24 protein-coding genes and 1 pseudogene are annotated in these 23,770 nt (G+C 31.9%); 14 read left to right on the forward strand and 11 right to left on the reverse strand.

The annotated features are described in order from the left end of the window. Entirely contained in the window at positions 1–1,353 is a 1,353-nt protein-coding gene (locus tag P0R33_RS01915; protein WP_276173951.1) for a sigma-54 dependent transcriptional regulator, read from the reverse strand. A gap of 285 nt (positions 1,354–1,638) precedes the next feature. Here P0R33_RS01915 and P0R33_RS01920 point away from each other — a divergent pair, with 285 nt between their 5' ends. The 5 genes from P0R33_RS01920 (at position 1,639) to P0R33_RS01940 (ending at position 7,583) form a co-directional block, all read left to right on the forward strand. Then, positions 1,639–2,349 carry an ABC transporter ATP-binding protein gene (locus tag P0R33_RS01920; protein WP_276173953.1) on the forward strand — a complete coding sequence of 237 codons (711 nt, stop codon included), beginning with the start codon at positions 1,639–1,641 and terminating at the stop codon, positions 2,347–2,349. A gap of 4 nt (positions 2,350–2,353) precedes the next feature. Then, a complete protein-coding gene (locus P0R33_RS01925; protein WP_276173955.1) occupies positions 2,354–4,777 on the forward strand; it encodes an ABC transporter permease in 2,424 nt (807 codons plus the stop codon). 210 nt (positions 4,778–4,987) lie between these two features. After that, the gene (locus tag P0R33_RS01930; protein WP_276173957.1) at positions 4,988–5,557 is read left to right on the forward strand and encodes a Crp/Fnr family transcriptional regulator; all 570 of its coding nucleotides are present in this window, start codon (positions 4,988–4,990) and stop codon (positions 5,555–5,557) included. Between the two features lie 45 nt (positions 5,558–5,602). Next, positions 5,603–7,294, forward strand: coding sequence for a dihydroxy-acid dehydratase (ilvD, locus tag P0R33_RS01935; protein ID WP_276173958.1), 1,692 nt, complete (start codon positions 5,603–5,605; stop codon positions 7,292–7,294). A 118-nt stretch (positions 7,295–7,412) separates the two neighbouring features. Continuing rightward, positions 7,413–7,583, forward strand: a complete 171-nt coding sequence (locus P0R33_RS01940) for a hypothetical protein (protein WP_276173959.1) — start codon at positions 7,413–7,415, stop codon at positions 7,581–7,583. A gap of 14 nt (positions 7,584–7,597) precedes the next feature. Here P0R33_RS01940 and P0R33_RS01945 read toward each other — a convergent pair whose 3' ends face one another. From P0R33_RS01945 to P0R33_RS01975, 7 genes are all read right to left on the reverse strand, one after another. Continuing rightward, positions 7,598–8,950, reverse strand: coding sequence for a glycosyltransferase family 2 protein (locus P0R33_RS01945; RefSeq protein ID WP_276173960.1), 1,353 nt, complete (start codon positions 8,948–8,950; stop codon positions 7,598–7,600). A gap of 88 nt (positions 8,951–9,038) precedes the next feature. After that, entirely contained in the window at positions 9,039–9,860 is an 822-nt protein-coding gene (locus P0R33_RS01950; protein ID WP_276173961.1) for a hypothetical protein, read from the reverse strand. A 1-nt stretch (position 9,861) separates the two neighbouring features. Then, a complete protein-coding gene (locus P0R33_RS01955) occupies positions 9,862–11,076 on the reverse strand; it encodes a YaiO family outer membrane beta-barrel protein (RefSeq protein ID WP_276173962.1) in 1,215 nt (404 codons plus the stop codon). Further along, entirely contained in the window at positions 11,076–11,441 is a 366-nt protein-coding gene (locus P0R33_RS01960) for a response regulator transcription factor (RefSeq protein ID WP_276173963.1), read from the reverse strand. The genes P0R33_RS01955 and P0R33_RS01960 overlap by 1 nt, the downstream gene beginning before the upstream one ends. Before the next feature lie 77 nt (positions 11,442–11,518). Next, entirely contained in the window at positions 11,519–13,501 is a 1,983-nt protein-coding gene (locus P0R33_RS01965) for a GAF domain-containing hybrid sensor histidine kinase/response regulator (RefSeq protein ID WP_276173964.1), read from the reverse strand. A 229-nt stretch (positions 13,502–13,730) separates the two neighbouring features. Continuing rightward, on the reverse strand, positions 13,731–14,369 hold the full coding sequence (locus P0R33_RS01970; protein WP_276173965.1) for an NAD(P)H-binding protein: 639 nt from the start codon (positions 14,367–14,369) through the stop codon (positions 13,731–13,733). A 130-nt stretch (positions 14,370–14,499) separates the two neighbouring features. Further along, positions 14,500–15,792 carry a TlpA disulfide reductase family protein gene (locus tag P0R33_RS01975; protein WP_276173966.1) on the reverse strand — a complete coding sequence of 431 codons (1,293 nt, stop codon included), beginning with the start codon at positions 15,790–15,792 and terminating at the stop codon, positions 14,500–14,502. A gap of 207 nt (positions 15,793–15,999) precedes the next feature. On the opposite strand from P0R33_RS01975, the gene P0R33_RS01980 reads away from it, so the two are divergent. From P0R33_RS01980 to P0R33_RS01990, 3 genes are all read left to right on the forward strand, one after another. After that, entirely contained in the window at positions 16,000–16,326 is a 327-nt protein-coding gene (locus P0R33_RS01980; RefSeq protein ID WP_276173967.1) for a metalloregulator ArsR/SmtB family transcription factor, read from the forward strand. 60 nt (positions 16,327–16,386) lie between these two features. Beyond that, positions 16,387–16,857: a DUF6428 family protein gene (locus P0R33_RS01985; protein WP_276173968.1), complete on the forward strand. Its 471-nt coding sequence runs from the start codon at positions 16,387–16,389 to the stop codon at positions 16,855–16,857. Positions 16,858–16,990: 133 nt separating this feature from the next. After that, positions 16,991–17,410 (forward strand): arsenate reductase ArsC, encoded by a 420-nt coding sequence (locus P0R33_RS01990; RefSeq protein ID WP_276173969.1) that lies wholly within the window; start codon positions 16,991–16,993, stop codon positions 17,408–17,410. Between the two features lie 41 nt (positions 17,411–17,451). On the opposite strand, the gene P0R33_RS01995 is transcribed toward P0R33_RS01990, so the two are convergent. Both P0R33_RS01995 and P0R33_RS02000 read right to left on the reverse strand, forming a co-directional pair. Further along, positions 17,452–18,360 (reverse strand): hypothetical protein, encoded by a 909-nt coding sequence (locus P0R33_RS01995; protein WP_276173970.1) that lies wholly within the window; start codon positions 18,358–18,360, stop codon positions 17,452–17,454. Between the two features lie 63 nt (positions 18,361–18,423). Continuing rightward, complete coding sequence (locus P0R33_RS02000; RefSeq protein ID WP_276173971.1) at positions 18,424–19,500, reverse strand: nitronate monooxygenase family protein; 1,077 nt, start codon at positions 19,498–19,500, stop codon at positions 18,424–18,426. A 245-nt stretch (positions 19,501–19,745) separates the two neighbouring features. On the opposite strand from P0R33_RS02000, the gene P0R33_RS02005 reads away from it, so the two are divergent. From P0R33_RS02005 to P0R33_RS02015, 3 genes are all read left to right on the forward strand, one after another. Then, on the forward strand, positions 19,746–20,339 hold the full coding sequence (locus tag P0R33_RS02005) for a hypothetical protein (protein ID WP_276173972.1): 594 nt from the start codon (positions 19,746–19,748) through the stop codon (positions 20,337–20,339). A 126-nt stretch (positions 20,340–20,465) separates the two neighbouring features. After that, positions 20,466–20,948: a GNAT family N-acetyltransferase gene (locus P0R33_RS02010; protein WP_276173973.1), complete on the forward strand. Its 483-nt coding sequence runs from the start codon at positions 20,466–20,468 to the stop codon at positions 20,946–20,948. Positions 20,949–20,953: 5 nt separating this feature from the next. Then, positions 20,954–21,427: a MarR family transcriptional regulator gene (locus P0R33_RS02015; protein ID WP_276173974.1), complete on the forward strand. Its 474-nt coding sequence runs from the start codon at positions 20,954–20,956 to the stop codon at positions 21,425–21,427. A gap of 2 nt (positions 21,428–21,429) precedes the next feature. On the opposite strand, the gene P0R33_RS02020 is transcribed toward P0R33_RS02015, so the two are convergent. Continuing rightward, a complete protein-coding gene (locus P0R33_RS02020; RefSeq protein WP_221433457.1) occupies positions 21,430–21,786 on the reverse strand; it encodes a helix-turn-helix domain-containing protein in 357 nt (118 codons plus the stop codon). A gap of 108 nt (positions 21,787–21,894) precedes the next feature. Between P0R33_RS02020 and P0R33_RS02025 the strand changes: the two genes are divergently transcribed. The 3 genes and pseudogenes from P0R33_RS02025 to P0R33_RS02035 form a co-directional block, all read left to right on the forward strand. Next, positions 21,895–22,527 (forward strand): nitroreductase family protein, encoded by a 633-nt coding sequence (locus P0R33_RS02025; protein ID WP_276173975.1) that lies wholly within the window; start codon positions 21,895–21,897, stop codon positions 22,525–22,527. Between the two features lie 270 nt (positions 22,528–22,797). Further along, a complete protein-coding gene (locus tag P0R33_RS02030; RefSeq protein ID WP_276173976.1) occupies positions 22,798–23,175 on the forward strand; it encodes a hypothetical protein in 378 nt (125 codons plus the stop codon). A 123-nt stretch (positions 23,176–23,298) separates the two neighbouring features. Next, positions 23,299–23,754, forward strand: a pseudogene (locus tag P0R33_RS02035) (transposase); the annotation flags it as partial. Positions 23,755–23,770 lie beyond the last annotated feature (16 nt).

Raw genomic sequence — 23,770 nt, forward strand, 5'->3', positions numbered from 1 at the left:
TTAACTGATATTGATATTGTATTTTTCTAAACGTCGGTATAAAGAGCCTCTTGATAAACCTAGCTCTGTCGCGGTTTTACTGATATTATTGTTATTTTTTAAGAGTGCTTTTTCAACCGTAATTTTTTCTACCGCAGAAAGCTGAATATCGTCCATATTTTCTTCGTAAGGCGTAATAATTTCGAGATCTAAATCAGAAACCGTAATAATATTGTTTTCGCAAAGAATAACAGCGCGTTCTATTTTGTTTTCCATTTCACGGATATTTCCGTTCCAAGCGTGTTTTTCGATTTGCTCGAGCACTTTTTTGTCAAATTTAATCTCATCACGTGCGTATTTTTCAATCATTTTATCCAAAAGATATTCGGCAAGCGGAATTTTGTCTTCGTTTCGTTCTCTCAACGGAGGCAAAATAATTTCCATCGTATTAATGCGATAATACAAGTCTTCACGGAAGTTTTTGTCGGCAACTTCTAATTTTAAATTCAAATTGGTTGCCGTAATAATTCTAACATTCAAAGGCCTCGATTTTGTTTCGCCCAATCTTGTTACGGTTTTGGTTTGAATAACTTGTAATAATTTCGATTGTAAATGAAGCGGCACATTTCCTATTTCATCCAAAAAAATGGTTCCGTTTTGCGCCATTTCAAAACGTCCTGGCGTATCTAATTTTGCATCTGTAAAAGCACCCTTTGCATAACCAAACAATTCACTTTCGAAAATATTCGAATTTAAAGAACCCAAATCAACCGCAATAAACGGCTGATTTTTTCTTTCGGACTGTAAATGAATATGATGCGCAAGAACAAATTTTCCTGTTCCATTTTCTCCTAAAATCAAAACATTAGCATCGGTTTTGGCAACTTTATCTGCTAATGAATAAGCTTTGTTTATAATTTCTGAATTTCCTAAAAAAAAGTCATTTTTAATTTCTAACTCTTCTTTTTTATTTTTTTGATCTTTTCTAGATTTATCAACCGCTTGTTTTACCGATTCTAAAAGTTTTTTGTTTTCCCAAGGTTTCAAAATATAATCAAAAGCACCCGATTTTAATCCTTCAACGGCTGTTTCTACTTTTCCAAAAGCTGTCATTAAAATCACAACGGTTTTAGGCGAAAGCGTTTTTATTTCTTTCAATAAATATAACCCCTCTCTCCCATCTTCAAAACCAATTCTGTAATTCATGTCCAACAAAACAACATCGATCGCATTTTTCGATAATAATTCGACAATATTTTTGGGATTATTGAGCGTATAAATGTTCTCAAAATACTTTTTGAGGTACACTTTTGATGCAAAAAGAATGTCTTCTTGATCGTCAATAATTAAAATAGATGCGTTGGTCTTTTTCATTGTTGTTCAGTTTTGGACGAAAGGTGTCCATTTGTGGACAGTTTAGATTTTTATTAAAATATAATCACCTAAAAACAAATAAGTTATAAGGTTTAATTTCTTGGCATGAAAATCACTTTATAACTGGTAAATCATTAATTATTAAAGCCTTTCGGAGGTACAAATAACAAAATAAATAGCGATAATTTGAAAATAATTTATCTTAATTTTCAGACTTGTTTCTGTCATTTCCGAAGACATAAAATTTTAAAAGAAAAATCAATCAAAAACTAAAACAATCAATTTATGATTACCATCAAAAAACTTTCAAAAGTATTTAGAACTGAGGAATTGGAAACAAGAGCATTAAGTGAAATTTCACTAACGATTAATCAAGGCGATTTTGTGTCTATCATGGGGCCATCCGGAAGCGGAAAATCTACTTTATTAAACATTATCGGACTTCTAGACAGCGCGTCAGACGGAAGTTATGAACTTCTTGGACAAGAAATGATAGGTTTAAAAGAAAAAGCAAAATCTCAGGCACGAAAAGAAAACATCGGATTCATTTTCCAGAACTTCAATCTAATTGATGAATTGTCGGTTTTTGATAATATCGAATTGCCTTTAATTTACAGCAATGTTCCTTCTGCCGAAAGAAAATCTCGAGTAAATGAGATTGCCAAAATACTTGGAATTGCACACAGATTGAAACATTTTCCGCAGCAACTTTCGGGCGGACAACAACAGCGTGTTGCCGTTGCGAGAGCTTTAATCAATAATCCGAAAATTATTCTGGCCGATGAACCAACTGGAAATCTAGACAGCAAAAGCGGAAATGAAGTTATGGAACTCTTAACCGATCTTCATGCCAGCGGTTCGACAATTCTAATGGTAACACACTCTGATTACGATGCTTCTTTTTCGCAAAAAACTATTTTAATGAAAGACGGAATGATTCTTTCTGAAAAGATGAATCATAGAAATGTGGATGTTTTAGTAAACGCAAACAATTAGGGTTATGCTGAAAAATTGGATCAATATATTTATATATCAAATTAAGAATAACAAGCTTTTTACAGCATTGAATGTTCTAGGCTTGAGTATTGGAATTGCGGGATTAATTTTTGCGATTCTGTACTGGAATGATGAAAAAAGTTACGATCAATGGAATCCTAATAAAGAAAATGTCTTTTTAGTAGCCAACCAAATGGATCCGACAACTTATTGGGCTTCTAGTTCTGCGCCAATTGGAGCGGCTATAAAAGAAGCTTCTCCAGAAGTAGCGTCTTTTTGCTATGTAAATGGTAATTATGATAATGAAATCATTACTTATAATGACAAAAAAGTTCAGTCTGAAAATGTGTTGGTGGCTCAAAAAAACTTCTTTGATTATTTTCCGTATCAATTTGTTGAAGGCAATTCACAAAAAGGCCTTATTGACGGAAACAGTATTTGTTTATCTCAAGATTTGGCGCAACAACTTTTTGGAAATGAACGTGCTTTTGGCAAAAAGATAATTTTACAAAATCAGGTTGTAGTTGTGAGAGGCGTTTACAAACTAGACAAAAAATCTATTTTTAATCCTTCTTGTGTCGTAAATTTTATGGATTTACGCATAAAAAATGGCATTCAGCAATGGGGAAATTTTCAATATATTCTTTTATTGAAATTAAAAAATCCAATGCAGGCAAATTCAGTTACGAACAGTCTTTCTAAAGTTTATTACGACAACATGACTTTGCCACGTGCTGAAAGTCAAGGCATGAAACCAGAAGAGTACATAAAGAAATTTGGCGAAGTAAAACCTCATTTAGAAGCTTTAGGAACAATTCGGTTGCACACCAAAACTGGTGGATTAATCGAATCTAACGGAAATTATCAGCTTTTATTGATTGTTGTAGGATTGTCGATATTAATTCTCACGTTATCAATTGTAAATTATATTAATTCTGCAACAGCAAATGCTGTAAAACGCGCTAAAGAAATTGGAGTTAGAAAAATTATCGGAGCTTCTAAAATCAATATTATACAGCAATTTATATTTGAAACCGCAATTATTGCAATTATTGCAATTTTAATTTCGCTTGTCATAGTAGAACTTTCGCTGCCTTATTATAATGTCTTTTTAGAAAAAACATTGGTGATGCAAAGTACTCAATTCTATCTTCAGCTAATTGCCATATTTATAATCATTGTAATTGCTGCAGGAATATTTCCAGCTGTTTATGTATCAAATTTTGAAGTTCTAAAGGTTTTAAGAGGAAATTTTGCGCGTAGCAAAAGCGGAGTTTGGCTTAGAAACGGAATGCTGATCTTTCAATTTGCTGTTGCTTCTTTCTTTATTATCGGATCTTATATTGTACATCAGCAAATTAACCATATGAGTTCACGGGAATTGGGTTTTAAAGGAGACCAAATTTTAAATGTCTCTTATAGAAATATTTATGGCGAAAAGGTATCCAATAATGACCGAATGAAGAAATACGAACAAATAAAAAATGAATTACTTCGTGTTAAGGGTGTACAGCAAGTTGCAGGCGGCGGATTTGTTCTTGGATATGGCGCAAAATCTGTGATTTCGTATCATCATAAAGATATAAATATAGACGGAAATAATGTTCCTGTCGATTTTGGTGTGCTTGAAATGATGAATGTAAAATTAGCAAAAGGACGTTTTTTAAGTCCAGAATACTCGCAAGACACTATTAATTCGATGCTGATTAATGAAACTGCCTTAAAATTGCTCAACGAAAAAGATCCGATAGGTAAAAAGATAAATTGGGACAGTAAAGAAGCAATTATTGTTGGAGTTGTTAAAGATTTTAATGTTGGAAATCCAGGCGAACCTATTCCTCCTATTACTATTTTTCATTTTAAAAGCGTGCCATGGTTTAGTAATCTTTTAAACAACATTTATATAAAAGCAGATCCGAAAACAATGCCGCAAACAATTGCTGATATAGAAAATGTTTGGTCAAAAAAAGTAGATTCAAATTATCCTTTTTCGTTTGATTTTGTTGATAAAGAATATGCGCGATCTTATCAAAATTACGTAAAGCAAAAAAACCTTTTTAGTTTGCTAAATATTTTTGTTATCGTAATTGCCCTTATCGGATTATTTGCTTTAGCTTCTTATTCTATTGAAAGAAGAATGAAAGAGATTGCAATTCGCAAGACACTCGGCGCAGAAACAAATGTTTTACTAAAAGAACTTTGCAAACAATATATCGTTTTTAGTATTATCGGATTTGTTATTGCTTTATTTCCAGCGTATTATTTACTTAATAAATGGCTTGAGAATTTTGCCTATAGAATTGGAATTTCCATCTATCCATTCCTAACAGGATTTACTGTTTTACTTTTTTTAACTTTGTCAGTAGTTATTTCAAGAGCTTATCAAGCTACAAAAGTGGATGTTTTAAAATATCTTAAATACGAATAAAGCATTACCAAATAAAACTTTTTATAAACTTTGCTTCTTAGCGACTTTGCGAGCAATTTTCGAAAGTAAGAATTAAAAACTCTTAGAATGGAATCTCGCAAAGTCTTTAAGACGCAAAGTTATTTATATTGATTCTTAAACGATTTTGACATTCGTCAATGTTTTTTTCATCGATTAACTTTAATTTTGAAAATGATTAATTTTTGAGAGATGATGAGTGAACTTGAAGCTTTAATTCAAAGCAAATTACAATTGGAGAATGAGGAATTGAACTCCATTCTTTCCTGCTTTAAATTAGTGCAAGCAAAAAAAAATGAACAATTGCTTAAAAGCGGAGCAATTGCAGACAAAATATTTTTTATAAACAAAGGCTGTTTAAGACTTTACTACAGCACAGAAGATCATGCCATTGCAACTCGTTTTATGGCTTTTGAAGGTACATTTCTAACTTCAATTGTTAGCTTTATTTCAAGAGAACCAAGCGTCGAATATATTGAAGCCGTTGAAACTTCCGAGCTTTTGGCTATTTCTTATGAAGATTTTTTTAGACTTCGCAAGACTATTCCGCAATGGGACAAAATGTATATTTATATTTTAGAATACGGTTTAACAGTTATCACTTCTAAACTCAGCAGTTTACTAACGCAAAATGCAGCTGAACGCTACAGAAGTTTGCTTAAAAATAATCCTGAACTCATTCAAAGATTATCTAATGCTAATCTTGCTTCCTATCTTAATATTTCTCCTGAAACATTAAGCAGAATAAAATCGCAGATCTAACATACTGCAAAAAACAAAAACACAACATTTAAAAACATTTTTATCATGAGAAGTGATGAAGTAAAAAAAGGCGTTCAGAGAACGCCTCACAGATCGCTATTGCGTGCAACTGGCTTAAAAAACGAAGATTTCAACAAACCTTTTATTGGTGTTGCTAATTCATTTATTGAAATTATTCCGGGACATTTTTTCCTGAACAAAGTATCAGAGATTATCAAAGAAGAAATTCGTGCCAATGGATGCGTTCCGTTTGAATTTAATACTATCGGAATCGACGATGGAATTGCAATGGGACATGATGGAATGCTGTATTCGCTTCCTAGCCGAGAAATTATTGCCAATTCTATCGAAAGCGTTATGAATGCTCATAAACTAGACGCGATGATTGCCATTCCGAACTGCGATAAAATTGTTCCAGGTATGATTATGGGTGCTTTACGCGTTGATGTTCCGACTATTTTTGTAAGCGGCGGTCCAATGTCTAAAGGATACACAAAAAACGGAACTGCCATTGATCTAGCTTCTGCATTTGAGGCGGTTGGAAAACACGAAGCAGGAAAAATAACAGACGAAGAATTATACGATATTGAATGCAACGCCTGTCCAAGCGGCGGAAGCTGTTCTGGAATGTTTACCGCAAATTCTATGAATACTCTGATGGAAGCAATGGGAATTGCTCTTCCCGGAAACGGAACCATTTTGGCGCAAACTCCAGAACGTGAACAATTGTATCGTCAGGCGGCGAAAAGAATCTGCGATATTGCAAAAGATAAGCACGCGATAGAAAAATTCAAACTGAAAAATATCTTGAATGAAAATGCAATTCGTAATGCTTTTGCAGTTGATATGGCAATGGGCGGAAGCACAAATACTGTTTTACACATGCTTGCCATTGCAAATGAAGCAAATGTTGCTTTTAAGCTGCAAGACATTAATACCATTTCTGGCAATGTTGCGCATATTGCTAAAATTTCACCAAGTTTAAGCACCGTTCATATGGAAGATATTAACAGAGCTGGCGGTGTTAATGCGGTAATGAAAGAAATAAACAAAAGAGGTTCTGGCGTTTTAATTGATAATCTGACTATTGGTGGAGAAAGTTTATTAGAGAAAATTGCCAATGCAGAAATCAAAGACACAACCATCATTCATACTATTGATAATCCGTATAGTAAAGTTGGTGGTCTGGCGATTTTGTATGGAAATCTTGCCGAACAAGGGGCTGTAATTAAAACGGCAGGCTTAACTGGAGATCGCGTTTTTACAGGAAGTGCCGTTTGTTTTGACGGTCAAGCCGAAGCCATTGCCGGAATTATGATGGGAAAAGTAAAAGCTGGCAATGTAGTCGTAATCCGTTATGAAGGTCCAAAAGGCGGTCCGGGAATGCAGGAAATGCTTTCTCCAACCAGTTTAATTATGGGAATGGGGTTAGGAAGTTCGGTTGCTTTAATTACCGACGGACGATTCAGCGGTGCAACTAGAGGTGCTTCAATTGGACATGTTTCTCCAGAAGCTGCAGAAGGCGGAATGATTGGTTTGGTTCAAGATGGCGACGAAATTCATATTGATGTTGATCAATATATTTTGTCTGTAAATTTAACTGATGAAGAAATAGCCAAACGAAAAGCAGCTTTTAAACCAGTGAAAAAAACGTTAAATTCTAAATGGCTTTTGCAATATAGAGCATTGGTAACAAATGCTAGTACAGGCGCTATATTGAGAACAGATTTGGACTAAAAAAAAGATTTTCAAATACTTAAAAAAAAGCTAAATCAAATTTGATTTGGCTTTTTTCATTTTTTTTTAATATATTTATAAAATAAAGCTCAAAACTATCCACCTTAAATTATTAAAAATGGAAAAAATAACCTCCAAATCTCTAATGCTGCTATCCGTTGGAATTTTTATTATTGCAGCTTCACTTATTATTCCTCATTTTGTAAATATATCTGATTTATCTCGAGGATTAATTGTTGGAATGGGTCTTGGTATGTTATTATTGGCGCTTTCTCCTAAAAGAATTTAATCTATAATTCTATTTTATTTCTTAGTAAATCCTTTTCTCGTCATTTCGCCCCAACCTTTAGTTCCCATAATTTTTTCTTTATAACCAATTAAAGCTGAGTAAACTGTAAGCGGATGAAAATAGATTGGCTCAATAAATGCGGCCATTAAAAGCTTAAAAAAATCTGCTTGTTTTGGATATTTGTGATACGTTCTTTCTTCGCTAAATAAAGCAATAACCGAAAAGAAAACGGCAAAAGAATAGACAAATAGCAACAGAAGAAAAAAGAAATGCCAATTTAATAATCCGAAAATTATAAAAATTACGGTTATTACAAGTCCAATAAATTCAATACCTGGCGCTAGAAATTCGAACAATGTCCAATACGGAACACTCAGCATTCCTAAAAGTTTGTATTTTGGATTAAGGAACATTTTCTTGTGAAAACTCAACGTTTCAATTGTTCCTCTCATCCAGCGGCTTCTTTGTTTTTTAAATATCGTAAAATCTTCTGGAGCTTCTGTCCAACAAAGCGGATCTGGAATATAACTTACAGCATAAGGCAATTTATTTTCAAGCATATAACGACGCATTCTCACAATCAGTTCCATATCTTCACCAACTGTTTTTGTGCTATATCCTCCTGATAAAACCGCAATTTCTTTGTCGAAAGCACCAAAAGCGCCACTAATTAATAAAAGTCCGTCTAATCTCCCCCACGCCATTCTTCCTAAAAGAAAAGCTCTCAAATACTCTAAAACCTGAATTCTTGGCAACATTACATCAGGAATATTTACCTCAACCAAACGGCCATTTTTTATCACACATTGATTTGCAATTCGCACGACGCCTCCAGTGGCAATAATTCTTTTTCCTTGAGATTCTAAAAACGGTTTTGCTAGTTTTAAAAGTGAATCTTTATCCAGAATACAATCAACATCAATGCAAACTACATACGGATTCTGTGCAATGTTTAATCCAACATTCAATGCATCTGCTTTACCTCCGTTTTCTTTGTCTACAACTATTAATTTTTTAAAAGCCGCATTTCTAGATGCATAAATTCCTTTCATTTTCTTGGTTTCAATTTTAGGATGAATATCTAAATCTGTCAAAACAAGATCATATGTTTTTATTAAGATTTCCATCGAATTATCTTTACTTCCGTCGTTTACCACAATAACTTGATAATTATTATAATTTAATGAAAGTAAAGATTTTACATTCTCTTGAATAGTCAAACCTTCATTATATGCTGGCGCAATTAGTGAAAGTTTTGGCGCAAATTCGCTGGTTAAAAGCACTTCATAATCTACAAAGCTATTTTTCTTTAAATAACCTCTTAATTCTTTTTGCGAGAGATATGCTAATATTAGATAAGAAGACATAATTAATATAGCATACCCCAATATGAGAAGTATGTATATATCTAAAAACCATGTGATGTCTGTATTAAAAAAAGTCATTCTTGTCTACTTATACTGTTAAAGCTTGTAAAACACTTTGTGCTTCGTATTTTATAATCGTATTTGGAGCTTTTGTACTTAATTCTGCAACAAAAGGAACTTTTTGTGTCAGTTTCAATTCTTTTATCAATTTTAAACCTAAAGAAACAACTGTAGTATTCTGCGATTCTAGCAAAAGTTCGACGCCTTTTGTATCGCCGATATCATGTTTTTTAAAGGCGTTTATTATATTTACCTGCGTCCATTCGTCAATAATATCGGCATGCTCTGTTAAATGCGTAATTCCTTTAGTTCCTTCTAATTTAATTCCGGCGTTTATAGCAGTAATTTTTAAAGTTTTGTTTCGAGCTTTAGCGCAAGCAATAATCTGATCAAAAGCTTCATTGATATTAAACTCGGCCAATTCGGTGATTCCTTTGCATTTTACTTCCCAATTAAAGCTTTTCAGTTTTTTAAATGAATCCTTTATCAAACCTGAATCTTTATAAAATTGTTCTAGCTTTTGTGCATAAACACCCTCGTAATTTTTATGAAGATTGATAAGCGTTTCTGTCAAAACTTCTCTAAAAAAATTAGTGTCAAAAAGCACCATGAAATTTTTATCTTTCTTTATTTGCGAATAAAGTACATCTTCAAAAATTACAGAAGACATTACTTTTTCAATTAAAACATTGTATTCGACTCTTAGTTTTTCTCTTTTAATGTTTCGATTTCTACTTGCAACAATTATCAAATAAAAGATAAAGGAAGCCGATACAAACAAATAGATTGAAAATGTGAGGAAAGGTATCTCCCACTCGCCGCTTTTATATAGTTCCCAAAGGTTTTCCATATTAAAAACGTTTCGTTACAATTAACTGTACATTAAACCTATTTCGATATTGTCCAGGAATATATTCTTCGTCTTCATACAAAAAAATCGGTCGCACAAAAAACGAATCGCCAAAACGATGTTGGTATTGAATTCCGATTCTATATGCTTTTAAAGGTTGTGTAAAATTGTTGTACAGATATAAATAAGGAACATTTCCGTATTGAAGTTCTAATCTAATAATTCGTTCTTTTTCTTCATTTGTTCTTTGAATACTTAAAACATGAGAAAATAATTCGTTTGAAGTATCGTAATACGGTCTGTAAGCAAAAGAGTAAATTCCTGGATTATAAGAAAGTTGCCCCGTTACCAAAGTGATATCATCAGAATCAAAATGCATAAATCTTGCTCCGAGTGAATATTCAAATTTTTTATAGGGTTTAAAATAATATTCCAAACCTGCTTTTGCTACTGGGAAAATCGTTTCTCCTGTTGAAACTCCAGCATTTGCATACAAGTAGCTTTTATTAGAAAAGGTCTGATAGAAATCGGTTTCAAAAAGCATTTGTGTTTCATTGCTCACATTTCCGATGTTTGCTCTTCCAACAATAGCAGATTTGCTGAATTTATGCGAATACTCCGCATAACCATAATGAAACGGAGATTGACCAGGATCTGAAGTAGAAATATTCAGATAAGAAACCGATACTGCATTTTTTGCCTTACGCCCAATTAATGTTCTTATTCCTTTAAATGCTTGTGTGCTATTATCTGCAAAAGAGGCTTTTTCTATCAATTCTAAAGCTTCCTGATCGCGATTTAGTTTTTCTAGACAAGTTGCTTTAATTTTTAAGATTTCTACAGATTTCGGATCTATAGCTAAATATTTATCGCAATAGAAATTACATTTTTCATAATTCTCCGACCAGAAATAAACATTGATTATAGCTTGAAGCGCTTCTGGATTCGGATTACTTCGATCTGTCAAAGGCGACAAAATTTTTATTGCGGATTTATAATCTTTTTTCCAGCTGTAAATTCTTCCTGTATAGGTTTGAATATCTTCATCTTGAGGATATTTGGCGCGTAAAGGTCCTATAAGAGATAAAGCTTTGTCATAGTTTCCTTTTTCAACTTCTCGTTTCACGGCAGTTAAAGTTTCATCGACATTGATTTCCTGACCAATTGCAATGGAGGAAATAAATAAAAGGCAGATAAAATAATATATAGATTTCATTAAACACGTGTATTTAGTAATTTATTAATTCTCACTAAAAGCACAGCCGGACTAACAGGTTTCGCAATAAACTCATTGGCTCCAATATCAAACGAGTCTAATTCTGTTTGTTCTACACCAGAAGAAGTCAATATAATAACTGGAATATCAGATTTGAGTGTTTCTCTAACATATTGCGTAATTTCCATTCCGCTAATGCCAGGCATATTAATATCGGTAAGAATTAGATTGTAAGTGTTGTTTTCAATCGCTTCGAGTGCTTCTTTGCCATCTGAAAACTGGTCAACACTAAATCCTTTAGATTCTAAGAAAAAAGATAATGATTTGCGTAGGATGTCATTATCTTCGGCTAAAATTATTCTCATTTTTTAAAACTTTAAACTTGGGGCAAAAATTTAATTATAACGTCAGAATTGTAAAGCTATTGCTTATTTCTCTTTTATCATAGTTCTTTTAAAACTTTAACGACCTCAGCAATTCCACAGCTTAAATAATTTATCTTATCTAGAATTTCTGTAGAAAACTGATTCATCGAAGCTTCTTCTTCAATTATCGAAGCACATTTGCTAAGATCTTCCAACATGAAAATATCTAAACTTGACTTCATATTATGAGCCAGTTTTTTTACACTATCGTGATTGTTATTTTTAAAAGCTTCTTCTAATTCTGCTACTTGATTCGGAATTTTTTCTAAGAAAAGATGAATCATTTCTTTTTTAAATTGTTCGTCTCCGCAAGCCATTTCATCCAAAAAAGAAAAATCTATTCTTCTTTTCTTTTCAATTGTAAAATCTTCTGTCATTGCTGCTTTTATTGCTTTTAAGAGCACAGATTGTTTAAAAGGTTTTGGCACGTAACCATTCATTCCTTCTTTATAACAGCGTTCTTGTTCTCCAACCAAAGAATGTGCTGTCATGGCGATGATTGGAACCGAAGAATTCATCTCATTTCTAATATAATCTGTAGTTTGGTAGCCATCTTTTACTGGCATTTGAAGATCCATTAAAACTAAATCATATTTATTTTGAGATAAAAGTTCTATTCCTTCATCTCCATTTGAAGCCGTATCCAATTCAAAACCAAAATTTTCAATAACACTTTTTACTAATTTCTGATTTAGAACATTGTCTTCACAAAGTAAAATTTTTAAACTTCCAAGATCATTCTTAGATATCGATTTTACTGTTGTTTTTGGAGTGACGGCTTTTTTATAAGTTAGGAAAAAGAAAAATTCTGAGCCGCGATTGAGTTCGCTTTTTACGTGAATTTCTCCTTTATGCAATTCTACTAATTGTTTTACAATATTTAGTCCAAGTCCCGTGCCACCAAACGTTCTGGTTGTACTTTCTTCACCTTGCGTAAAACGTTCAAAAATAGTTTTAAGTTTATTTTTAGGTATTCCGATTCCAGTATCTTTTACAGAAAATCTAAGTTTGTACTTATCATCACTTTCCTCTACTTTCTTTACAGAAACCGTTACTTCGCCTTCTTGGGTAAATTTAAGTGAATTACCAACCAAATTAACCAATATTTGGTTCAATCTTCCTTGATCGCCAATAACATTATCAGGCATATCGGCATCTAAATAAAGATTAAACTCAACATCTTTATGAACTTTAACTTTCAATAAGTTATAGACATGCTTAAGAGTTCTTTTTAGATTAAATGGTTCCGATTCTATAGTTAAATTTCCAGATTCTATTTTTGAAAGATCCAGAATATCATTGATAATAATAAGTAGATTTTCTCCAGCAACTTGTACGCTGTCAATGTAATCTTGTTGAACATCATCTAAATCTGTTTGAGCCAAAAGATCTGTAAAACCAATAATCGCATTTAATGGCGTTCTGATTTCGTGACTCATATTGGCTAAGAAATTATCTTTTGCCAAAACTGCACGTTCCGCAATTTGTCTTTGCGTATATAATTCATAATTCTTTGTTCCCAACTCTAATTGCGCCATGACGTGTTTTGCCACAATAGAAAGTGCATTTCGCTGATTATCATCAAGTTCTTTTACTACATGATCTACTGCGCACAAAGTTCCGATATTGTATCCGTCTGGAGTTGTAAGCGGCACTCCTGCATAGAAACGAACATTGAAGCCTCCCGTTACATTAGGATCGTCTTTAAAAGTGTCGTTTAAATGAGTGTCATTAATTTCGACCATTTTAGTATCCAAAATCGTGTAGTTGCAAAATGAGATTTCGCGGGGAACTTCTGAAACTCCCACTCCAATCTCAGATTTAAACCATTGTCTTGTCTCGTCTATAAAAGAAATATGTGCAATTGGAACGCCACAGATATAAGAAACCAGTTTTGTGGCATCATCAAAAGCATTGTCTGGAAGTGTATCAAGAATATTGTAACGTTTTAAAGCCGCTAAACGCTGCAGCTCATTTTCTGGAATGGGGTAATCTCTCATTTTTAAGTAGGTAATGTGCGCAAAGATAAGGTAAAATGAACAAAAAAGCCTTATTTAGGACATAAACGTATTTGATATTCAGAATTGTAATGCTTTTCTCAGGTATAATTCGGAAGTTTTTTGTTCTATAAAATGAAATCAACTTTTTATCTGATTCACAATTTTTAAAACCTTTTTAGAAAAACCAAAGTTGTTCTGAGTCTACTATCTTTTAAAAACGAATTTTAGTTTAAAGCTTTAAAATTTTATTAAGTTCAAGAATTACTTTGCCAGTTGAAAATTCTTTTGGTGCTTTTAATAATTTACTCGCTAGAAATGCAGTTGTAATAGGTTTTAAATTTTGAAAAAGCCCAATTGCATTCAGCATTTTTATTAGTTTTATCGAGACTTTTTCTGCCCAACGATCTGATCCTTCACGAATAAGCGGTCCGGGCCTGAAAATAATATATTGAGGAAAATGAAGCCTTTCGATATTTTCTTCTAGCTTTCCTTTCATCATAGAATAAAAAACATTGCTTTTTGATGAAGCGCCATACGAAGAAACCAAAACTAAAGAATTCACATGATTTTCTTTTGCAGCAGCGGCAAATTGAGCCGGAATATCAAAATCAATTTTCCATTGATTGTCTTTTGAACCTGCATCTTTTAATGTAGTTCCTAAACAAGAAAAAAGTACATCGCCTGTAATTAGATTTTTAAACGAATCTATTTCTGAAAAGTTCACCACATTTTCGGTCAATTTCGGATGTGATTTTCCTGTGGCACGTCTCACAAAAATGGAAACTTCAGCATAATCATTACTTTCTAAAAGCAAATTGACCAATTCTTTTCCTGTTGCGCCTGTAGCTCCAATTACCAATGCTTTCATAATATACAATTTTGAAAGTAAATATAATGATCTTTTTAATTGAAAACCCTTTACCAGATTAGGGGCTTCTAAAATTTTAATTTACTCTTTTTACAACAATCTTATTAAAAAGAATAAGTCGCTGTAAGGTTTATAAATGCTTTTCAATCAAAGTTTGAATTTCAGGCGTAGAAGGTCTTGGCGCATCTTTATGAATAATTTTTCCATCTTTTCCAATTAAAACATAACGCGGAATTGTAGTAACATTTATTTGTTTTAATAACTCGTCTTTTTCAGATTTTGCAATTAAAACGCTATTTTCTTTGTTTAAAATATCTTTGTAAACGTCCATTGCTTTTTTCCAAGAGTTTGCGCTTTTATCAATAGAAATAAATACAAAAGCAACATCGGTATATTTATCCATTAATTTTTTTTCGTCTGGAAATTCTTCTCTGCAAGGCATACACCAAGAAGCCCAAAAATCTATCAAAACCAATTTTCCTTCGTGTTTTTTAATTATTTCTTTTAAAACTAAAGGAGTTTGGGCAGGTTTTAATTCATTCTCAACATTAGCTACAAAAGTCTGATTTTTGCAGTATTTTCTAAATATTTCTAATGCTTTTGGATCAAAAGGAACTTTCTGATCTCGTGTACTTATCGGATAATAAATAGTCGAATACAATAAATAATCTACAATATTCTGATTGTAGAAGATTTTAGAAATAAATTCCATTTCGGCAGAAAGGCTTTTTTTCAAACCCAAAACTTTCATTTGTTTTTGGACATAGTTTTGAAGAAGTTCGCGGTATTTATCTACGTCGAGCAATCTATCAGCTTGATCAAAACTTTCTTCTATCGCCTTAAATGTGTTTGGATTTATAGTTTTTTCTTCTAATTCATTATATAAAGTTAAACTCCAATAAGTAGCAGAAAGATAATCGTAGAATTCTTTTGAGAGTTTATTCTCTTTATAATACATTTCTAGTAACTCCTTTTCTTTTATATAATCTTTATCGAAGTAATTATTTATCTTTTGCGATGCCATAATAATCTTCAATTGATTATAATTGGGAAGATTTTTAATAAAACCATATTTTTCAAAAGAAGCGTTTAAAAATTCAGATTCAGATTTACGAATCGGATTTGAAGCGCAATAATAATGTATCAGCCCTTTTGCGTCAATATCAAATTCTAAAGTATCGTTTGGTGCTGCGTAAATAAAAGTACCTCTATAAATATCATTACAAAAGATTGAACAATCATTATCGATTATTAATTCTCTATTCTTTGTACTGAGAACCGCTCGATCATAAATATTTGTTCTTGATTCTGAAGTTAGATTAATTACACCTTCACTATTTCCAACATATTTTATGGTAATTTGTTGCGAAAATAAAGTAGCTGAAATCAGAAATAAGAAAAGAAAATTTTTGAGTTTAGACATACAGTTTTTGGTTGGTTTACTTAGCAAATTAAAACTTCAAAGCATTTATGTTCAACACCTTAAATAGTAATCAAAAATAGCAACTTTCTCCTCATTTACAAGAATATTCTTAATTATTTTTAAACTAAAAAAAACAGATATAAATTCTTGGACAATTTGGTTGGTTTAATTTTATATCGTAATATTGCAATATTAAATAATAAAAAAATGGGAGCAACTAAAACAGAACATTTTACAGATGCACAAAATCAAATTGCAACAATAGCAAAAGCTCTTGGACATCCTGCTAGAATTGCGATTCTAGAATATTTATTAAAAGTAAATGAATGTATTTGTGGCGATATTGTAAATGAACTTCCTCTTGCCCAACCTACAATTTCTCAGCATTTAAAAGAACTTAAAAATGCAGGAATCATCAAAGGAAACATATCTGGAAATTCGATTTGTTATTGTATTGATGAAAAAACTATTGAAATCTTAAATGCTTATTTCTTAAATATTACTCAAAACCTTTCAAAATCAAAATGTTGCTAAAACATTTTTTTTGACTTATTATATCGCAATATTGCAATAAACAAATTATAAAAAAAAAAGATGAAATTATCAGAAGTAAAACAGATTTTACCAACATTAGAAAATGTTGAATTTGAATTAGAAAACGGAACTTTTGTTCCAGAACATTTCCACGTTACAGAAGTTGGAATTATCAAAAAGAACTTTATCGATTGTGGTGGAGTCATTAGAAATGAAGAAGTTGCAAACTTCCAGCTTTGGAATGCAAATGATTTTGAACATCGTTTGAAACCAAATAAACTATTAAACATTATTACACTTTCTGAGGAAAAATTAAGCATTAAAGACTTAGAAATTGAAGTCGAATATCAAAACGAAACCATCGGAAAATATGATTTAGCTTTTAATGGTAAAAACTTTGTCCTTAAAAACAAAACAACAGCTTGTTTAGCACAAGATTCTTGCGGAATTCCGGTAGAAAAACAGAAAATAATTTTAAGAGAATCGACAGATACAGCGTCTTCTTGCTCGCCAAATTCAGGATGTTGTTAAGTTGATGAAAGCTAAAATCATAAAATATAAAAAACCAATTATTATAACCACATCTGTAATTGTGCTACAGCTTATTTTTGGGTTTGAACCTAAATTTTGCATCATAAATCTGATTTGGTTATTTGTTTAAACTATGAAAAAGAAAATATTAATACTTTGTACAGGAAATAGCTGCAGAAGTCAGATCGCAGAAGGTTATATGCGCCATTTTGGCGGCAATAAAGCCGAAGTTTACAGCGCAGGCGTAGAAACACATGGCGTAAACCCGAAAGCAATTTTGATAATGGAAGAAGATAAAATTGACATTTCCAATCATACCTCAAATAATATAGAGGAATACCAAAATATTGATTTTGATTTTGTGATTACTGTTTGTGATAATGCAAAAGAGAGATGTCCTTTCTTCCCTACGAAAGCTAAAAAATTTCATTACAATTTTCCCGATCCCGCAAAAGCGACAGGAACAGACTCTCAAATTGAAACACAATTTAGAATTGTTAGAGATTTAATAAAAGAGTATTGCAGAAATTTAGTTGATGAAAATCTTAAATAAAATAATAAACAAAAACCACTCTCAAAAGGGTGGTTTTTCAATTAATCATGATTTACCATTTGGCGAAAAATCATCAATTCACCACTACTATTCCTTTTCCAAACATTTATGCTTTTCCCTTTCACATTACCAGTTTTATCGCCATCACTCCAATCTACATTATAAAAGCCAAATTCTACAATTGCTTTTTTGGCAACAATAACTCCCGAAGTCTGAATCGAAATTTGATCTATTTTTAAAGTTCCAGGTTTTTCGTGTTCTAGAAAATAAGCTGTAATCTCTTTTTCACCAGAGAGAATTGGTGTATAATAAGTTAAATACATTGCATCGGGCATAAACATTTTAGCGTGCTCTGCTCCTAATCTATTCTGAACTAGATTCTTAATAGAACTGTTTCTTTGTATTACTTCTTTAATTAATTTATCTGATGAAACATATGCTTTTGTTTGAGGAACAAGTTTATCATCAACTTCAGGAATAAATCGATCATCAAAATAACTATTGGCTCCCCAAATTTCAGCCACGATTGTCATAATTTTATCCTTAGTCTCTTTCGTCCACAAAACCATATATTTTCCTGAATAAGTATAAGGTTTCAGGTCTTTTAATTGAAGTTTTTCTGTGAAATTTCCGATTTCTAAAACATAATCATCAAAATCTTGTATTTCTAGAATTGTTTTTTCGAACGAGGTTACTTTTGCCTGCGATAACCATTGCTCATAAAAATCCTTAATAATCTTTTTTCCCGCTCTTTCTCTACTATGTTCGGGCATTAATACAGATTGATCTGTATAAGATTTTAAAAGAATATCTTTATCGTTTTTAATTAAAGCAGAAGCAAAAGAAGAATTATAGTCTTCAAGCCATTTTCTAATATTATTATTTATTTTATTTTCCTGTGCAAAAGCAATTGCTGTAGTAAGAAGAAACAGCAAACTAAATTTTCTCATAGCAAATTCCATTAAAACAAAAACAAATATACAATATTGATTTACAATACTTTAAATTGAAAATTATTTAATTAGAAAACTGAAATTTTCAACTTCTTCAATTAAATTTTGAATAACAATTCCTGTTGAAACAGCCGAATAACCGTTAATCGATTGTCCTGCCCAAATGCTCACAAAATCAGAATTTTTGTGCGATTTAGAGCTTTTTCTCAAATCAGCAGTTAATTTATTTTGATATGGATAAGGAAGAATATATTCTGAATTTTCAATTTCTTCTATAAAAGCATTTCTAATTCCGCGCGCGTATCTGCCTGAAAAACTTTTGGTTAAAACGATTTCATTTTCTTTTAAGTTTCGAAGACGCTGTTTTTCAAAATCCATCAAAGCACTTTCTAACGTTCCTAAAAACAAGCTTCCAATCTGAAAACCATTTGCTCCCAAAGTTTTAGATGCCAGCAAAGTTTTAGCATTATAAATTCCTCCAGCATAAATAATCGGTACATTTATATTATCTGCTACTTGCGAAAGCAATGATAATCCTCCAATTTGCGGAATCGTTTCTTCTAAAAAACTTCCACGATGTCCTCCTGCTTCAATTCCTTGAACGCAAATAACATCAATTCCGCTTTTCTCCAAAACTAAAGCTTCTTCAACAGAGGTGCAAGTTCCAATAAGAATTACATTGTTTTCTTTTAAAAATGCAATACTTTTTTCATCTAAATTACCAAAAGTAAAGCTTACAATTTTACAATTTTCGAGAATAATCGCCTCAATCTGATCATGATAATCTGTTAGCTGAATTTCGTTTATATCCGGAAAATCAGCTATAATTTCGTTCCTCTCTGCAATTTCTCTTAAATGCTTTTTCGTTTTATTATATTTATTTTCTAGTTCTGGTGTAATTGCATCAATTTTATTCACAAAAATATTTACTGCAAAAGGCTTGTCCGTAAGTTTTTTAGTTTGCTTAACTAATTCTATACATTTTTCTGCTGGAAGATCTCCAAGCGCAAGTGATCCTAAAGCGCCAGCATTAGAAGCAGCCGCAGTCATTTCTGGAGTTGTAACACCTAACATTGGCGCTTGTATTATCGGATAATCAACTTTAAATAAATCTGTTAGAACATTTTTCCATTTCATAATTTGGTTAATTTTTTTTTCGAATAAATAATTAGAAAAAAAACTTATTCGTATAATTTCAATAATCTATAAAGATAAGCCACATTCATAATAAAACATTCAATTTTTATAAAAAGAGAAGTTAATTTTTCGACAATTAATTCATAACAATGCAATAATTCGTTTTATAAAATGTTTATATATAAAAGATTATGATGCATCTAATCTTATAAAAATCATACCCCTCAAGATTAATATTATAGAACATGAAAAAAATATTTTTGATAATCGCCGTTGCTACTTTTTCATTACAGGGATTTTCACAAGAATTGAACAGTAAATTCAAAAGTATCCCAGCAAAAAATGCGAATAAAAAAGAAGTTATTCCGCCGAAAGAAGAAGCTCCAAAAGAAAATCCTCCTGCACTTGTAGAAAAACCTGCGCCATTACAGGTTAATCCAGATGAACTTTTTAAAGACACTAATCTTTACAAACAAGAATCTAATGTTGAAGGAATCTATTACAGAAGAAATCAATTTTTAGGAAACTTCAATACCAATGCGGTTACTTCTACGGTTATGTATCGTGATGCCGCTTTTGTAGACGGTGATAAAGTAAAAGTATATTTAAACGACAAAGTTATTGAGCCTGAAGTTTCTTTGGATGGTGAATTTAAAAGCGTTAAGATTAATTTGGTAAAAGGAATCAACAAAATTGATATAGAAGCTTTAAACGAAGGTTTTGCTTCTCCGAATACAGCCGAATTTAAAGTTATTGATGACAAAGGAACTGTAATTTCTGCCAGTGAATGGAATGTTGGTACAGGTTATAAGGCTGTAATTGTATTAGTTAAAGAATAATTTCTATACAGGAAAGTCGTTTAAAATCATAAAAAACATTTAAAACTGCTAACTTCAGCAGTTTTTTTCTTGTATATATGTAGCCAACTACGTAGTTTTGTACCTATATTAAATTTTGAAATAAAAATGAACATTCAGCCAATACAAAACAAATACGAAAATGAAATTGTAGATTTGATTCTAAACATTCAGCAAAAGGAATTTAACGTTCCTGTTACTTTAGAAGATCAACCCGATTTATTAGATATTGAAAACTTTTATTTCAAACCTGGAGGCACTTTTTTAGGAGCTTTTATAGAAGGAAAATTAGTTGGAACAATTGCTTTGGTAAAATTTAATGATGAAGCCGCAGCCATCAGAAAAATGTTTGTGAAGAAAGAATACAGAGGAAAAGAGTTTCAGATTGCGCAACAATTATTAGAGCAATTAATCGCATACAGCAAAGAAAACGGAATTAAAAACTTATATTTAGGAACGGTTACTATTCTGCAAGCTGCTCTGCGCTTTTACGAAAAAAATAATTTTGTTACAATTGCAAAAGAAGCACTTCCAGAAGATTTTCCGTTAATGAAACCTGATAATGTGTTTTGCCATTTAAAGCTAAACTAAAAGATATGAATATAATTGACGAAATTGGCATTCTGGCCATATCAACAAGATTACAGCGTCTTAGCGAGCAATTACGCAAAGACGGCGCCTTGATTTACAAATCTTTTGATATTGATTTTGAACCAAAATGGTTTCCTGTAATTTACACTTTGCATGTAAAAGAAATGCTGAGTGTGGTCGAAATTGCTAATGAAATTGGTTATAGCCATCCATCAACAATAAGTCTATTAAAGGAATTAGAAAAGCAAAAACTAATTAGTTCTAAAAAAGACAAACATGACGAGCGAAAAAGATTGATCATTCTAACTCCAAAAGGAAAAGAATTGGTTGTAAAAATGCAGCCCGTTTGGCAGGTAATGAAAAAGGCATTAAACGAAATCACAGACAATCAAAACAATCTTTTGAAAGCTATAGAAGAAGCCGAACAAAAAATAGCATCGCAAGGATTTTTACAAAGAATTTCAGAAATCAAAAACTGAGTCTATTCTTTGCCTGTAATCTTTTTTCGGTGATTATATCCCCATTTTGCCAAAGAATCAATGACTTCTTTTAAAGTATGTCCATATTCTGTCAATTGATATTCTACAGTTATAGGCTGTGTATTCAGAACAGTTCGCGTTACCAGCTGATTTTCTTCGAGATTTTTTAATTCTCTGCTTAACATTTTCCCAGAAATCCCTTCTACTTCACGAAGCAGATCGGTAAATCTTAATGTATTAAAACATAAAGAAGCGATAATGCTGATTTTCCATCTTCCGTTTAAAATATACATAGCATCATGCACTGCCATAATATGTTGCGTGCATTTTTTAGGATCGTGTTTAGGCTCTTTTATCATGATTTTTTTGCTAGTTACCTCGATGTTACAGTTACTTTTGGTAATCAGATGACAAAAATACACTTAAAGTGTTTACATTTGAATACAATTTTAATCAATTAAATAAAAATGGCCTTAATAGATGCACTAAAGTGGCGTTACGCTACAAAAAAAATGAACGGACAAGCTGTTCCGCAAGAAAAAGTAGACTACATTCTTGAAGCTGCTAAACTTGCTCCTTCTTCATCTGGATTACAACCTTATAAAGTTTTCGTTGTTACAAATCAGGATTTAAAAGAAAAAATTAGAGCGGTAAGTTTTGACCAAAGTCAAGTTACAGATGCTTCTCACGTTTTGATTTGGGCAGCTTGGGACGGATATAGCATTGAACAAATCTCTTCGGTGTTTGACAGAACTACAAACGAAAGAGGAATTCCTTCTAGCGCAATGGACGAATACAAAGCAAGACTTTGGGGAATGTACGAACCTCTTGGACAAGAATGGCACGCAAATCACGCTGCAAAACAAGCTTATATTTCGTTTGGTTTAGCAATTGCAGCGGCGGCAGAACAGGAAGTAGATACAACTCCAATGGAAGGTTTTATTCCTACAGAAGTAGATAAATTATTAGGTTTAAACGAACTAGGATTAAAAAGTGTTTTAGTTTTACCTCTTGGCTACAGAGATGAAGCAAACGACTGGTTGGTTAACTTGAAAAAAGTAAGAACTCCGCAAGAAGAGTTTATCACAGAAATAAAGTAAAAAATAATATTTTCTAGCTTTGTTAAAAAGCTTTTGAAATCGCAAATAATGTGACTTCAGAAGCTTTTTTGTTTTAAATATTTCATTTTTAAACCTTAATAAATTTCAATTCTATAAAATCAGAAAAAACGATTAAAATGGAAGATTAATTTTTTAACAGTTTTGCTAAAAATAGGTACAAATAGCGGATAATTATATAATATGTTATAACTAATTTTGTCCGATCCAAAACAATTCAATCTTAATTACAACACATTAAAATCCTACATTATGTCAGATTTTTTAACTCAATTTGGTGAAGACCTAAAGAAAAACGTCCCAGGTTTTATCGCTGTATCTGTAGCTGAAATCGCTAGCGGAATGTCATATTACTCACAATCAGTTGTTGCAGATTTTGATCCTGAATTAGCATCGGCATATAACCTTGAAGTGGTTAAAGCAAAAATGAATGCTATTAAGGCTCTAAATCTACACGGGCAAGTTGTAGACAACATTATGATTACGCTAAGTTCTCAAATGCACATCATCGATGTATCTGACAATCAGCAGTATTTTATTTATTTAGCAGTAGATTCAACTAGAGCTAATTTAGGTATGACAAAATCGATTTTGAATAAATACAAGAAAGAAATCGCAACAAAATTGTAATACCTGTATTTTTTGCCCCGTAAAGAGAAATATTCTATAGTGAATGTTTCTCTTTATTTTTTTACAAGAGTTTCAAACTTATATAAAATTTATATATTTAGAAAGTAAAAAATGAATGTTTAAATGGAACTAAGAGCCTATTTTGAAAAATATCCTGATGAAGCCACTTGTATTGAAGAACTTAAAAACAAGCGCTTAGAAAATGGCATCATTTGCAGGAAATGTGGGCATGACCAGCATTCTTTTAGGCAAAATGATTTAAAATTTCAATGCAGAAAATGCGGAAGCAGAATCAGCTTACGATCTGGAACCGTAATGGAAAACTCGAACTTGCCAATACGCTATTGGATGATATGCATTGAATTAATGACATTGACTCATAGAAAGATGTCAATTCTCAAAATCCAATATCTTTTAGGACATAAACGTTACGAACCAATTTGGTTGATGGTTCAAAAAATACGTTTAGTTATGAAAATTAGAGACGAAAAATACCGACTTAGAGCTTATTCTGAATTTGATCCCGAATTTCTTCAAAAAATTGACAAATTGGCTTTAGAGAAAAAGAAAGAGGCTGATTGTTAATGGTTAATGG

The sequence above is a fragment of the Flavobacterium sp. YJ01 genome, from assembly GCF_029320955.1.
GTDB lineage: Bacteria > Bacteroidota > Bacteroidia > Flavobacteriales > Flavobacteriaceae > Flavobacterium.

Excerpts from the sequence above, each read along its gene's own strand:
- P0R33_RS02000 (WP_276173971.1), bottom strand. The coding sequence starts at position 19,500 with ATGAAATGGAAAAATGTTCTAACAGATTTATTTAAAGTTGATTATCCG.
- P0R33_RS01950 (WP_276173961.1), bottom strand. The coding sequence starts at position 9,860 with ATGGAAAACCTTTGGGAACTATATAAAAGCGGCGAGTGGGAGATACCT.
- P0R33_RS02025 (WP_276173975.1), top strand. The coding sequence starts at position 21,895 with ATGGCCTTAATAGATGCACTAAAGTGGCGTTACGCTACAAAAAAAATG.
- P0R33_RS01920 (WP_276173953.1), top strand. The coding sequence starts at position 1,639 with ATGATTACCATCAAAAAACTTTCAAAAGTATTTAGAACTGAGGAATTG.
- P0R33_RS02005 (WP_276173972.1), top strand. The coding sequence starts at position 19,746 with ATGAAAAAAATATTTTTGATAATCGCCGTTGCTACTTTTTCATTACAG.
- P0R33_RS01975 (WP_276173966.1), bottom strand. The coding sequence starts at position 15,792 with ATGTCTAAACTCAAAAATTTTCTTTTCTTATTTCTGATTTCAGCTACT.
- P0R33_RS01945 (WP_276173960.1), bottom strand. The coding sequence starts at position 8,950 with ATGTCTTCTTATCTAATATTAGCATATCTCTCGCAAAAAGAATTAAGA.
- P0R33_RS01995 (WP_276173970.1), bottom strand. The coding sequence starts at position 18,360 with ATGAGAAAATTTAGTTTGCTGTTTCTTCTTACTACAGCAATTGCTTTT.
- P0R33_RS01955 (WP_276173962.1), bottom strand. The coding sequence starts at position 11,076 with ATGAAATCTATATATTATTTTATCTGCCTTTTATTTATTTCCTCCATT.
- P0R33_RS01990 (WP_276173969.1), top strand. The coding sequence starts at position 16,991 with ATGAAAAAGAAAATATTAATACTTTGTACAGGAAATAGCTGCAGAAGT.
- P0R33_RS01980 (WP_276173967.1), top strand. The coding sequence starts at position 16,000 with ATGGGAGCAACTAAAACAGAACATTTTACAGATGCACAAAATCAAATT.
- P0R33_RS02030 (WP_276173976.1), top strand. The coding sequence starts at position 22,798 with ATGTCAGATTTTTTAACTCAATTTGGTGAAGACCTAAAGAAAAACGTC.
- P0R33_RS01970 (WP_276173965.1), bottom strand. The coding sequence starts at position 14,369 with ATGAAAGCATTGGTAATTGGAGCTACAGGCGCAACAGGAAAAGAATTG.
- P0R33_RS01915 (WP_276173951.1), bottom strand. The coding sequence starts at position 1,353 with ATGAAAAAGACCAACGCATCTATTTTAATTATTGACGATCAAGAAGAC.
- P0R33_RS01940 (WP_276173959.1), top strand. The coding sequence starts at position 7,413 with ATGGAAAAAATAACCTCCAAATCTCTAATGCTGCTATCCGTTGGAATT.
- P0R33_RS01925 (WP_276173955.1), top strand. The coding sequence starts at position 2,354 with ATGCTGAAAAATTGGATCAATATATTTATATATCAAATTAAGAATAAC.
- P0R33_RS01965 (WP_276173964.1), bottom strand. The coding sequence starts at position 13,501 with ATGAGAGATTACCCCATTCCAGAAAATGAGCTGCAGCGTTTAGCGGCT.
- P0R33_RS01960 (WP_276173963.1), bottom strand. The coding sequence starts at position 11,441 with ATGAGAATAATTTTAGCCGAAGATAATGACATCCTACGCAAATCATTA.
- P0R33_RS02015 (WP_276173974.1), top strand. The coding sequence starts at position 20,954 with ATGAATATAATTGACGAAATTGGCATTCTGGCCATATCAACAAGATTA.
- P0R33_RS01930 (WP_276173957.1), top strand. The coding sequence starts at position 4,988 with ATGATGAGTGAACTTGAAGCTTTAATTCAAAGCAAATTACAATTGGAG.
- P0R33_RS02020 (WP_221433457.1), bottom strand. The coding sequence starts at position 21,786 with ATGATAAAAGAGCCTAAACACGATCCTAAAAAATGCACGCAACATATT.
- ilvD (WP_276173958.1), top strand. The coding sequence starts at position 5,603 with ATGAGAAGTGATGAAGTAAAAAAAGGCGTTCAGAGAACGCCTCACAGA.
- P0R33_RS01985 (WP_276173968.1), top strand. The coding sequence starts at position 16,387 with ATGAAATTATCAGAAGTAAAACAGATTTTACCAACATTAGAAAATGTT.
- P0R33_RS02010 (WP_276173973.1), top strand. The coding sequence starts at position 20,466 with ATGAACATTCAGCCAATACAAAACAAATACGAAAATGAAATTGTAGAT.